Annotated in this window: 12 protein-coding genes; all 12 read left to right on the top strand. The window is 69.9% G+C overall.

Annotation, left to right across the window (positions count from 1 at the left end; translation table 11 throughout):
- Positions 1-235 precede the first annotated feature (235 nt).
- The 12 genes from QE401_RS11320 (at position 236) to QE401_RS11265 (ending at position 12,227) form a co-directional block, all read left to right on the top strand.
- Entirely contained in the window at positions 236-613 is a 378-nt protein-coding gene (locus QE401_RS11320) for a hypothetical protein (RefSeq protein ID WP_307138306.1), read from the top strand.
- A 154-nt stretch (positions 614-767) separates the two neighbouring features.
- Positions 768-1,343 (top strand): hypothetical protein, encoded by a 576-nt coding sequence (locus QE401_RS11315; RefSeq protein WP_307138305.1) that lies wholly within the window; start codon positions 768-770, stop codon positions 1,341-1,343.
- On the top strand, positions 1,343-1,579 hold the full coding sequence (locus QE401_RS11310; RefSeq protein ID WP_307138304.1) for a hypothetical protein: 237 nt from the start codon (positions 1,343-1,345) through the stop codon (positions 1,577-1,579). The genes QE401_RS11315 and QE401_RS11310 overlap by 1 nt, the downstream gene beginning before the upstream one ends.
- Positions 1,579-3,159 (top strand): replicative DNA helicase, encoded by a 1,581-nt coding sequence (locus QE401_RS11305; protein ID WP_307138303.1) that lies wholly within the window; start codon positions 1,579-1,581, stop codon positions 3,157-3,159. Before QE401_RS11310 ends, QE401_RS11305 begins: the two co-directional genes overlap by 1 nt.
- 3 nt (positions 3,160-3,162) lie before the next feature.
- Entirely contained in the window at positions 3,163-4,038 is an 876-nt protein-coding gene (locus QE401_RS11300) for a hypothetical protein (RefSeq protein WP_307138302.1), read from the top strand.
- Between the two features lie 11 nt (positions 4,039-4,049).
- Positions 4,050-4,658, top strand: a complete 609-nt coding sequence (locus QE401_RS11295) for a hypothetical protein (RefSeq protein ID WP_307138301.1) — start codon at positions 4,050-4,052, stop codon at positions 4,656-4,658.
- A gap of 92 nt (positions 4,659-4,750) precedes the next feature.
- Positions 4,751-5,488, top strand: a complete 738-nt coding sequence (locus QE401_RS11290; protein WP_307138300.1) for a hypothetical protein — start codon at positions 4,751-4,753, stop codon at positions 5,486-5,488.
- A gap of 210 nt (positions 5,489-5,698) precedes the next feature.
- Positions 5,699-6,253, top strand: a complete 555-nt coding sequence (locus QE401_RS11285; RefSeq protein ID WP_307138299.1) for a hypothetical protein — start codon at positions 5,699-5,701, stop codon at positions 6,251-6,253.
- Positions 6,237-8,354 carry a phage terminase large subunit family protein gene (locus QE401_RS11280; protein ID WP_307138298.1) on the top strand — a complete coding sequence of 706 codons (2,118 nt, stop codon included), beginning with the start codon at positions 6,237-6,239 and terminating at the stop codon, positions 8,352-8,354. Before QE401_RS11285 ends, QE401_RS11280 begins: the two co-directional genes overlap by 17 nt.
- Entirely contained in the window at positions 8,348-8,590 is a 243-nt protein-coding gene (locus QE401_RS11275) for a hypothetical protein (protein ID WP_307138297.1), read from the top strand. The genes QE401_RS11280 and QE401_RS11275 overlap by 7 nt, the downstream gene beginning before the upstream one ends.
- A gap of 1 nt (position 8,591) precedes the next feature.
- Positions 8,592-10,133: a phage portal protein gene (locus tag QE401_RS11270; protein WP_307138296.1), complete on the top strand. Its 1,542-nt coding sequence runs from the start codon at positions 8,592-8,594 to the stop codon at positions 10,131-10,133.
- A gap of 27 nt (positions 10,134-10,160) precedes the next feature.
- A complete protein-coding gene (locus QE401_RS11265) occupies positions 10,161-12,227 on the top strand; it encodes a head maturation protease, ClpP-related (protein ID WP_307138295.1) in 2,067 nt (688 codons plus the stop codon).
- Positions 12,228-12,279: the final 52 nt, after the last annotated feature.

The following is a 12,279-nucleotide window of genomic DNA, read 5'->3' as shown; positions in this document are numbered from 1 at the left end:
CCATGGCACGCAGGGGTGCGGCCATGGTGGAGGGTGCGGGCCGTTCCGGCAACGGGACGGTCCGCGCCAGCACGGCTTCCGCCGCCCGCCTTCCTCCCCCGGCGGTGGACCAGGAGGCGGCCCAGACTCCCGTCCGCCCCCTCTCCGAAATGCGAACGGCGCCGGGGTTCCAGCCCGGCGCCGTTCAGGTGCTCTTCGAGACCAATGCTGCACTGCATGGCCAGGATGATGGGGCATGCAGGGCATGAACGCGACATCGCAAGTTTACATCGAAACGCACTTTCTGACGGTCATCCGGGCCAGGATCGGCGCCGCGCTGCGCGCCACCTGGGGTGGCCGCGGTGCTGCCAAGCGCATCGCGCGCGTGGCCGATGCGACCCCGCGCGCCGCCTCCGCCTGGCTCTATGCCCAGGCCGCGCCGCGCTCCCCCGAGATCATCGCCCTAATGGCCGCCTCTGACGAGTTCGAGCGCGAAGTGCTCGACCTGGTCCATGAGCTGCGCCTGCGGATGGAGCAAACCCCGCAATGCCGACCGATTGCACCTTCCACCTCGGCCGCTGGCGCTGCGGCTATGTCCCCGCCGACCCAATCGAGATCCGCTGCGGCTTCCTGACGATCCGAATCTATCAGGGCGGCGTCGAGGGCTACCTGCAGCGCCGCATGGCACATCGCGACATGGTCCTGACCGTGGCGCGGGACGAGCTGCGCCGCGCCGCGCAGCTGATCGAGGCGCACGGCGTGATTCCGCCGGCGCAGGATGGGCAGCTGTGAGCGCGGCGCGCGGCATGGCCACCGGCCCCGCAGGCGTGGCCCTGCACGAGCATGTCGAGCGCCGGGCCCGGCGCCTGGTCGCCTGGCTGGCGGCCAATGGCGGCGCTGAGTGGCGGCAATGCCCGAGCAACGGCATCATTGCCGAGGCGCTTGCCATCGGCAGCATCCCCACCGCCCGCAAGACGGTGCACGACGCCGCGGCCCTGGGGCTGCTGGAGGTCTGGGCGCCGCCGGGTGGTGCGGCGCGCATGGTTCGGATCACGGCTGAGGGCATGGCCCTACCGGAGCTGAGCGGCGCTCCCCAGGTGGCCGATGGCAGCTTCCGCGCCTGGCTGCGGCAGGCTGGTCCTGGTGCGCGCCATGCCTACTACCAGGGGCGGCTGGCTCAGGCGCGGGACGCGCGCAACTGCCTCCTGCCTCCGGCGCGCATCGCTTTGGATGAAGCGGATCGCGCTTCGGAGGCGCATGCCCTTGGCCTGGTACTGCTCGTGCAGCAGCCGCTCCTCGGCGGCGACGGCGCGCGCTACCTCGCCATCCGCACGCGCAAGCCGCTGCCCAAGGGCGCGCGCTGATGCCCCACCTGCCGCCGGCCGATATCCGCCTGCGCCAGGCGCTGCTGGACGCCCTAGCCGGCCGTGCTGTGGGCGATGCCCTGGCAGCGCTGGCCTGCACCAGCGCCTACGCCATCCACACCCTGCCACTGGCGCAGCAGGAAGCGGCTCGCGCCGCCCTGCATCGCCGCACCGATACCGAGCTGCTGCTGCGCCAGGAGGCGCGCGCAGGGATCGAGGCCATGAGGAACTGCTGATGATCTCCCTCGTCCCCGAGCTGCAGCAGCCGCGGCCGCACGATATTGAGCAGGCCGTCCTCGGCTCGCTGATGATGAACCAGGCTGTTTGGCATGACCTTGATGGGATGCTGTCGGCGGAGCATTGGTCGCACCCCCAGCACAGGCTGATCTGGGAGGTCATCGACCGCCGTCGCCGCGCCGACCAGATCGCCGATTGCGTGCATGTGCGCATGGATCTGGAGGCCGCAGGGCAGCTGCCGGACGCGGGCGGGGCGGGCTACCTTGCCAGCCTGCTCACGGCGGGCTGCATGCGCTCGCTGGCGGTGCCCTATGCCGGCACGGTGGTGAATGCCTGGGTCTCGCGCCGGGTGGTCGAGCTGGCGACGGATGCCGCCTACACCGCCTGCGCGCCCGCCGAGGATGCTGGCGTCCCCAGCGGCCGCGCCGCCGTGGAGGCGCTGGAGGCCGGGCTGCTCAGCCTGGCCGAGCAGCTGCAGGACGAAACCCCGGCGGTGCCGCTGGGCGAGGCCGTCACCACCGCCATCGCCAAGGGCCGGGAGGCGCTGGCGCGCGGCGGCGTATTTCAGGGCATCAGCGCAGGATACCAGGCGCTCGACCGCATGCTGTGCGGCCTGGTGCCCGGGGAGCTGATCCTGCTGGCCGCGCGGCCCTCCATGGGCAAGACGGCGCTTGCCATGGGCATCGCCGTGCGTGCCGCTGCCGCGCTGCGCGACAGCCTAGGCACGCCCGATGCCCCGCTGGATCACCGCCGGGTGCTGGTCTGGTCCGGCGAGATGGCGGCGGACCAGCTGGGCGCCCGTGTCGCCGCAGCGCATGCCAACCTCTCGGTCGCCAGCGTTTTCACGCATCGCCAGCTGGCTCTGCCGGAGGACCGGGGCGGCGCCGAGCCGCCGCCGCCGCTGAACCGCCAGCAGGAGGCGCGCCTGCAGGCGGCCGAGATGGAAACCTGGGATGTGCCGCTGGTCATTGATGACCGCGGCGGCATCTCGGTTCCGCGCCTTCGGCACCGTGCGCGACGGCTCCGCCGCGACATCAAGCGCGGTGGCCTGGCAATGGTCGTGGTCGACTATGTGGGCCTGATGCGGGCCTCGGAGGAGGCGCGGCGCCAGGGGCGAGTGCAGGAGATTAGCGAGATCTCCGCCGGCCTGAAGGCGCTGGCGCGCGAGCTGGGCGTGCCGGTGCTGGCGCTGTCGCAGCTGAGCCGCGCTGTCGAGGGACGCGACGACAAGACGCCGACGCTCTCCGATCTGCGCGATTCCGGCGCGCTGGAGCAGGACGCCGACAAGGTGATGTTCCTTCACAGGGCGCACTACTACCTCAGCCGGACCATGCCCAAGCGCACCCCGAAGGAGACGCCCGAGGCCTTCGATGCCCGCCTCGAGGGCTGGAAGGCGATGACGGCCGACGCCAAGGGCAAGGCCACCATCTTCATCGCGAAGAACCGCCAGGGCCCGACTGGGCACACGGATCTGCGCTTCAGCGATCACGCGGTCTGGTTCCGCGACGAATCCGAGATCGACAACAGCCCCGCCTGGCGCAGCCGCAGCGGCGCCGCGGTGACGGGGAGGGAGGGATAAGCCATGGCCCGCGTGAACCTGCAGGAGCGCCTGCTGCGGCTGCTGGAGGAGGATGCGCGCCTGCGCACCCTGCCGCTGGCGGTGCGCGCCTTCTGGCTGCTGCTGGCCCGCGCCGCGCTGCGGCATGGCGGCGCCATTCCCTTCACCTCGGCTTCCCGGGTTTCGCTGCTGGTTTCCGCCTCGGAAACCGAAACCGAAACCCATTTGGAAATCCTGATTGGGGAAACCCTGGTAACCCAGGACGAAACCGGCCTGCGCATCCCGCTGCTGGAGGCGATGGCGCCACGCCGCGCTGGGGCTGCGGCCGAGAATGGCCGCCTTGGAGGCCGGCCGCGCAAGGGCGAAACCGCGGAGCAGGCGCGCCTCCGTCGCAGCCAGGGCCACCTGCCGCTGTCGATCGAGGGCGGCGCCGCGGCGCGCCAAGCCGAAACCCAGGAAACCGAAAACCCGGAAACCCCCACGCGCGCGCGCGCGGAGAGAGAATCCCTTTCTCATAACTATCAATCCTCCTCCTCTCCTTCTTCCTCGGTTTCCGGGAAAGCGGTTTTCGGCCATGAGGCTCAGGCCCTGGCCCGCGAGCTCGCCACGATGCTCAGCCTGGGCCTCGCGCAGCCGGAGGTCGTGGGCGGCTGGCTCCGGAAGGGCTGGTCGCCGACGGTGATCCGCCAGGTGGCCAGCGCCTTTGCGCAGCAGCCGGAGCGTCCGGAGATCCGCTCGATCCGTTACCTCGAGCAGCAGATCGCCCAGCAGGTCGAGGCCGAGGCGCCTCCGCCGCCCGCCAATCCGGCGCTCGAGCGCTACCACGCCGATCTCGCCGCCTGGCATCGGCGCGGCTGCCTGGGCGACCCGCCCGCGCGCCCCGTCGCCGCCGCTGCATAGGAGCTCCGATCATGGCCCTCACGCTGACGATCAACGGCGCCAAGCTCTCCTCGGCGCAATTCCGCACCACGGCACCGGCCGGCGCCGCGACTCCCGGCGAGGCCTTCGTCACCACTGAGGCTATCCGCGACCAACTGCTGGCCACGGCCGCCGAGCTGCGAGGCATCAGCCGACCCAGCGGCGACCGGAGCCGGCTGCGGCTGCTCCACACCGACATGCTGGAGCGGCTGTGGGAGGAGGGGCGGATCCGCGAAAAGCAGCTGGAGGCGGGGTTGGAGATCCGTCGGGTGCATGCGGCCATCGTGGGCAGCGGCCCCGGCCTGGCGGCGAACACCTACGGCGCGCCGCGCGGCCCGCTCCGGCCGGGAGACCTGCCGCCCGGGCTGACGCCCGCCTTCGCCAATCGCTTCCGGCCCTGGCGCGAGTGGGCGCAGCAGCAGCGCGCCAGCCGGCGCAGCTGCGTCACGCTGTATGACCTGACCATGGCCATCTGCGTCGACAACTGGGGGCATGAGCAGCTGGCGGTGGAGCGCAAACTGGATCGGCGCTCGGTGCTGCGCGCCGTGCAGGTGGCGCTGCACCAATACTGCCTGATCGGGGAATGGATCGAAGCCGCTTGACGCTTCGCCCGGTTTCGGAATACCAATCCATCATTGCTTGAATTGCGCCCGGTGCCGAGAGGTCCCGGGCGCTTTGCGTTGGAGGGCTCGATTTGCAGCTGACCCTCGACGTCAATCCACACACATGGCGGCTGGCCATGGAGGCCAAGGCCAGGCGCCTTCGCTCCGCCCAGCGGCGGGTGCTGAACACCACTGCGCAGGGGACCCAGTCGGACCTTCGGGAGAAGGTGCGCACCACCTTCTTCAAGGCCACGCCCTGGGTGCTTAACAGTACCCGGATCCAGTGGGCCACTGAACGAGATCTGACCGCGGTGGTGACCTTCAAGGATGCCTACACGGGCGGCTCGAGAACCAAGCCTGTGAGCGCGCTGCAACTGCAGGCCGAGGGCGGAACCCGCATCCAGAAGCGCGCTGAGCTTCGTCTGTCGCTGATCAGTGGCACCAGGGTCTTCATGATGCCGGGCCGCTTCGCCGAGCTGGACCGCAACGGCAACCCGCGCACCGGGCAGCTGATCAAAATCCTGTCTGTTCTGGGCGCACTCAACCCCGGAGACAATCAGCGGCGCAAGCGTCGGCAACGCGGCCTTCGGCGGGGGGAAGAGTACTTCGCCATCTTCCGGATGGGCGAGGGGCGCACCACGAAATGGGATGGCAGCACGCTGCCACCAGGCATCTACCGCAAAGGATCTGGCGGCCGGCCACTGCCGGTCTATGTCTTCATGCGAAGCGCGCCGCGGTATCGGCCGCGACTGGCCTGGCGGGAGACGGCCAAGGCCTCCATCGCCAAGCGCCTGCCGCCCGCTCTGGCGGCCGAGCTCGCCAAGGTCTAACGCCGCAGGCCGGGCTCCTCCCTCGCCCCCAGCCCCCGGTCCTGCCCCGGTAGGACGGGCGACCGCGACGGCGCGGGGGGGGCGCCCCGAGCCACCCCCCACCCCCTTGGGTCCTCCCCGGGGTGGAAACGTGCACAGTGGTTCGAGCCCTGCACATTCGGTAGTGGCGGGTTCAGCAAAGAGGTTCATTCAGGTTCAGCGAGGTACAGGATGGCTGGCGAGGTTCAGCGCGCCATCGGTGTGGTCTCGTCGAAGGACTATGCTGCCCATCGCGGCGTCTCGGCGGCGTACATCTCGAAGCTGAAACGCCTCGGGAAGCTGGCCGCGCCGGCCGTCCTGCCGGATGGGCGCATCAATGTCGCCCTCGCCGACCAGATGCTGGGCGATGTGCAGCAGCTACTCGAAATGGCTGCCTCGGAAGTTGCGCCGCGTGCCCTGTCCGGGCCGAGTTACCAGGCGGAGCGAGCGCTGCGCGAAGCCGCGCTCCGCGAGCAAGAGCAGATCGCCCTGGCTCGCGAGAAGCAGCAGATCCGACACGCCAAAGAGGTTGACCGGGACACCTTCGAAGCGTTCCGCCTCACGCGGGACGAACTGCTCGCCTTGCCGCCGCGCCTTGCCGAGGATTTGGCAGCGGAGAGCGCGCCGCGTGCAATCACCCACATGCTGAACAAGGCCCTGGTTGCGGTGCTGGCCGATCTGAGCCGCCGGCTCGGTGCCGACGCGGCGGAGCCTGAGGAGAGGAAGGAGGATGAGCGCGGCGCTTGATCTGCCTGCTTCGCGCCCTGTCGTCTTCGGGGCGGCGGCGCGGGGGCTGATGCCAGATCCGGTGCGAACTTGCTGGGAATGGGCTGAAGAGCACCGCATCGTGCCGCCCGAAAGCGGCTCTCCTGTGCCTGGGCCCTACCGCACCGATCTGGTGCCATATCTCCGGGAGCCGATGGAGGTGATGTCGCTCTCGCATCCGGCGGAGCGCGTCACCTTTAAGAAGAGCGCTCAGGTTGGCGCGACGGATGCCGAGCTGAATTTGCTCGGGCAGATCATGGCGGAGACGCCGGCTCCCGTGCTGGTGGTGACGCCCTCTATCCAAATGGCGTCCGATTACAACAAGCTGAAGCTGGATCCCATGATCCGGAGCAGCGCGATCCTGCGGCAGCGGGTCGATGAGGTCGTGTCCCGCGACGGAGACGGATCGACGGCCACCTTTAAGCGCTTCTCCGGCGGCTTCCTGCAGGTGGTCGGTGCCAACGCTTCGAAGGCGCTGCAGATGCGCTCGGCGCGGGTGGTCATCTTCGAGGAGCTATCGGAGTTCCCGGACGACTCTGACGGTCGCGGCGCGCCTGAGGATCAGGCTCTGGAGCGGACGCAGGCTTGGTCCGAGCGCGGCATCAAGGTCGTAGATTGCTCCACCCCAGGGGAGGGCGGCCGGACGCATGACGGGAAGCTGCGCTGCCGCGTCACGGCCCTGTACGAGCAATCGTCGAAGGGGCGGTATGTCGTGCCCTGCCCGCACTGCAGATACGAGCAGGATCTGAAGTTCGAGCAGCTGCACTACACGGAAGAGGCGCCCGAGCTGGCGCACTACGTGTGCGAGGCATGTGGTGAGGCCATCGAGCACCGCCACAAGCGCGACATTGTGGCACGCGGCAGCTGGGTCCACGAATTTCCTGAGCGTCTGCTGAAGCACGCCGGATACGCCATCAACGCCTTGTACAGCCCCTTCATCTCCTGGGCGCGCATTGCCCTTCGGCTGCTCGCGGCAAAAGGCGACCCCCGGAAGGAAAAGGTTGTTGCCCAGCAGATCAAGGGTGAGGCCTATGAGGCTCGGCATGACATGCCGAGCGAGGCAGTGCTCTACACCAGGCGAGAGATCTGGCGGGCCCCGGTGCCGGCCGAGGTTCTGTTCCTGGTGGGCGCAACGGACTGCCAGGGCGACCGGCTGGTATCGTCGGTCTGGGGCTTCGATCGAGACCTATCGCCCTACAAGATCCATGTGGAGATCCTCCCCGGGAAGCCGACCGAGGCGGCGACCTGGAAGGCGCATGACGAGCTGATGGCGCGGTCCTGGAGGAGCGCCTGGGGGCATGAGATGCGCCCGGTCTCCTGGGGCATCGATACCGGCTACGCGACGCATCACGTCTACCGGTACTGCCGCCGGCACGCGGCACGGAGCGAGCCCAAGATCTACGCGCTGGACGGGCAGGGCGACCCCCGGCTGCCGCCGCTCAGCGCGCCCAGCAAGCGCGACGTCACCATCGACGGCGAGAAGATCGGCGTCGTGCTGCTGTGGCCGGTCGGGACCTACAACCTGAAGATCGACATCGCCGACGCCCTCCGAAAGACGGAGCAGGGGCCTGACACTGACGGTGTCTGGCCGGTTGGCGCGATGCGCTTCAGCGAGGCCACAACCCTCGAGCACCTGTCAGAGCTCACGGCCGAGACGCTGGAGGATGTGCTGGACCGAAACAAGCAGGTCACTGGCCGGCGCTGGATTAAGCGCCGCACCAATGACCTGCTCGACACGGCGGTCTATGCCCGAGCCCTCGCCATGCACGGCACCGCCGGCATGACCGAGGCGCGGTGGGCGGCCTTGGAGGCGGAGATCCGCCGCCCCGTCGACGCCCAGCAGGATCTGCAGGAGCTGTGGACACCGACCCTCGCAGCACGCACCGCTCCGGCCGAGGAGCGGGCAGCTGAGGATACCGGCACCGCTGCAGCTGCGGGCAACGCGGCCGAGGCGGCGCCTGCCGCGCCGGCCGCCAAGCCAGAGGCCGAGCCCGAAGAGGAGGAGCGGCCGACCCGGCGCCGGATGGGCTTCGGGAGGCAAGGATGGTTCGGCCGCAGCGGCCGGGAGGAGCACGCATGGTAGACCTGCCGACCCAGGGGCTGACCCAGGCCGACCTGGATCGCATCGACCAGGCGATGGTCGAGATGGCGGTGAACGGGGTGGCCAAGACCCGCTTCGCCGACGGCCGCGAACTGACCTTCCGCTCGATGGAAGAGCTGGTGAACGCCCGGCGCCTGGTGGCCGAGGTGGTGAAGGGCAGTCAGCGCTCGGGGGGGATCTTCGGGCGAGCATCCATCGGCATTTACAGGCGGTACTGACATGAACCTGCTGGAGCGCGGCATCCTGGCCATCGCGCCGGGGTGGGCCCGGACGCGCGCCAAGGCGCGCGCCCAGGTCGAGGCCTATGAGGCGGGCCGCATCAACCGGCGCAGCCGGGGGCGGATCCCCGAATCCACAGGGCCGAACGCCCAGGTGGGGCCCTATCTGGCTCGGGCCAGGAACCGATCACGGCAGCTGGAGCGGGATAACCCGCATGCCGGCCGCATCATCGATATCCTGACCCAGAACCGGGTGGGCTACGGCATCTCGATGAGGGCCAACACCGGTGACCCCGCGCTGAACAAGCAGGCGGACGCCGTCTACAAGGCCTGGTCGAGGAAGTCGGATATCGCCGGCCTCCTTTCCTTCGATGCGCAGCTGGAGGTGGCGGCGCGGTCCTGGGCCGAGGCGGGCGAAGGCATTATCCGATTCATTCAGCTGACGCCCTCGGAGATGCGCGAGCAGGGGATGCGCATTCCGCTGAAGCTGGAGGTGGTCGAGCCTGATCTGCTGGCCGAGACGCTGACCGCGACAACGCGCGGGGGTGGCATGATCGTGCAGGGCGTCGAGCTCACGCGGCGCGGTCTGGTCGTCGCCTACCATTTCCGCCGCGGCCACCCTGGCGAAGATGGCCCGGGCGCCCTGCTGATGGGGAGCTGGGCCACACCGAGCGCGCTGACGGAGGAGACGGATCGTTGGCCCGCGGCCGATGTCATCCACCTCTACCACCAGAAGCGGCCTGGGCAGCGCCGGGGCGTGCCTGCCCTGCACCGGATCATTCCGCTGCTTGGCGACTTCAGCGAACTGGCCGAGGCGTCCGTGATCAAGGCCAAGGTCGAGGCCTGTTTCACGGCCTTCGTCACGCGGCCGGGCGGCGGCCAGGAAGGCGTCGTAGGGCCTGACGGGAAGCGGCAACACCGGGAGGAAGAGCTCAGCCCGGGCATGATCGGCTATCTGGAGCCGGGCGAAGAGGTCGCGACCGTCAACCCGACCGGCGCCGGCCAGTTCGAGCCGCTGTCCCGCTACTTCCAGCGGGCGGCAGCGGTGGGCACCGGCCTGACCGATGACCAGGTCTCCGGTGATTTCTCGACGGCGACCTTCTCTTCCCTCAAGGCCAGCCGTGTCGAGCACCGCCGCGGCATCGACGCCGATCACTGGCTGCGCATCATCCCCGCCTGCGAGCGGGTGTGGGAGCGGGTCATGGACCTGGCCATGATCATGGGCGAGCTGCCCTTCCGCCCGGAAGGCTACCCGGTCGAATGCCAGCCGCCGCGACACGAGCTGATCGATCCGCCTCGGGAGATCCCGGCGCTGATCAAGGCCGCCCGCGGCGGTCTGGAGACCATGCCCAACCTGATCGGCTCGCTCGGCTACAACTGGCGGGAGCACGCCGCCGAAATCGCCGAGTGGCTCGAAGAGCTCGACGACAAGGGCATCATCCTGGACAGCGACCCGCGCCGCACAGCGCTCGCGGGCAGCGCCCAGGACCCATCGCAGAACGCGGCCGTGGAGCTTGGTGCCGGGCGCACCAGCGAAGCCTAGGCCCGATCAGCCTCACAGGAGAAACACATGGACTGGACGCAGGCGGCGCTGGATGCGCTGGCCGCGGAGGTGCCGCTTGCCGAAGCGGCGCCGGCGCTCGCCATCCGCGCCGACGGCGACCGGATGCAGATGGACCTGGACGGCGTGGTCGGCTGGGACATCACGGCGAACGGGGTGCGGCGCGCCCTGGCCGAGGCCGGCGGCCGGCCGCTGACGGTGCGGGTCAACTCCTATGGGGGCTCGGTTTTCGAGGGGTTCGCCATCCACAACCAGCTTGCCCGCTACAAGGGCGAGGTGACCATCCTGGTGGATGCCGTGGCGGCCAGCGCCGCGAGCGTCATCGCCATGGCCGGCGCGCGCATCCAGATGCCGCGCAATGCCTTCCTTATGATCCACAACGCCTGGACCCTGGCGATGGGCGATCATCGGGAGATGGCCCGCACGGCCACCTTGCTGGAGCGCATCTCCAGCGCGGTGGCCGCGCTTTACGCCGCGCGCACCGGCCAGGACCGCGACGCCATGCAGTCTATGATGGACGCCGAGACCTGGCTGGGCGCCGAAGACGCCCTTGCCGAGGGCTTCGCGACCGAGATCGAGGGCGAGGCGCAGGCCCGCGTGCCGCAGGGCCGCTCCGCCGAGATCCTCGCCGCCTACCGCCGGCCGCCCCAGGCCTTGCGGTCCCTTCTTCCCGCGCCGGCCGCCCTGGCCGCGCTCAACCCGCGGGCGCAGCCCGTCCAGCAGGAGGCCCGCATGTCGGTCGCCACCCCCACCACGCCGGGCCAGCCCACCAGCCCGGCCCCCGCCAATCCCGCGCCGGCCGCGGCGCCGACCACCCCGCAGCCCCAGGCGGCGACGCTGGTCCAACTGCAGGAGCTGGCCAGCCGGTCCCGCGGCGCGCTGAATGCCGAATGGGTGCTGTCGCAGGCGACGGCCGGCGCGACGCTCGACCAGGCGCGGGATGCCGCCATCTCGGCCATGGCCGACGCCCAGCCGCAACGCGGCCCCGTCGCCACGCTGGTCACGGATGAGCGCGACACCTTCCGCATGCGCGCCGCCGGCGCCCTTTACGCCCATCTCGCCCAGCAGGCGCCCAGCGCCGAGGGGCGCGAGTTCTACGGCCTCGGGCTGCAGGGGCTGCTGAAGGAGTGCCTGAACGCGTCGGGCGTCAGCGGCGCCTACCGTCTCTCGGGCGAGGCGCTGTATGACCGCTTCCGGCAGGAGCATACGACCAGCGACTTCCCGCTGATCCTGCGCGACGCCGCCAACAAGCGGCTGATGACCCGCTTCGAGTCCTATCCCGCCACCTGGCGCGGCTGGACCGAGGAGTTCGACGTCAACGACTTCAAGTCGATCAACGTCGTCGACATCGGCCGCTTCCCGAAGCTGAGCCCGAAGCCGGAGAGCGCGTCGGTGCGCTATGGCGCGGTGACCGAGGACGGCTTCACCTACAGCATCAGCACCAAGTCGAGCGGTGTCGAGCTGTCCCGTGAGGCCATCATCAACGATGACCTCAATGCCTTCACCCGGATGCTGAATGACGCCGCCTCGGCCGGCTATGAATCGCTCGCCGATGCCGTCTTCGCCCAGCTCACCACCAACCCGGTGATGCAGGACGGCAAGACGCTCTTCCATGCCGACCACAAGAACCTGGCGGCCGGTGCCGACCTGACCGAGGCCTCGCTCGGCCTGGCCGAGCAGCTGCTGCTCGAGCAGACGGATCTCTCGGGTCGGGTGCTGGCGCCGCCGACCCGCCTGCTGCTGCTGGTGAGCGCGGCGCGGCACATCCAGGCGCGCAAGCTGGCGACCGTCATCACCGCGCCGGACAGCCAGCAGAACGTCGCCGTCTACGGTGGCCGGATCACGCCCGTCGTCGAGCCGCGCCTCGCGGCGACGAATTCGCCCTGGTACCTGGTCACGCCGGATCGCCCGACCATCGAGGTCGCCTATCTGCGCGGCCGGCGCGCGCCGCAGCTCTCCTCCATGGAGAACTTCGACACGCTGGGCATGAAGTACCGGCTGATCTTCGACTTCGCCGCGAAGGCCAGCAGCTGGCGCGGCATGGTGAAGAACCCGGGCGTCGCCCCCACGCCCTGAGGCTGCCCTTCGCCCTTCAGCGGGCGCGCTGTGACGCGCCCAGGGAGACAAA

Source organism: Pseudoroseomonas cervicalis (assembly GCF_030818485.1).
Lineage (GTDB): Bacteria > Pseudomonadota > Alphaproteobacteria > Acetobacterales > Acetobacteraceae > Pseudoroseomonas > Pseudoroseomonas cervicalis_A.
Note: the sequence above shows the minus strand (reverse complement) of the source record. Positions and strands in the feature narration are given on the sequence as shown.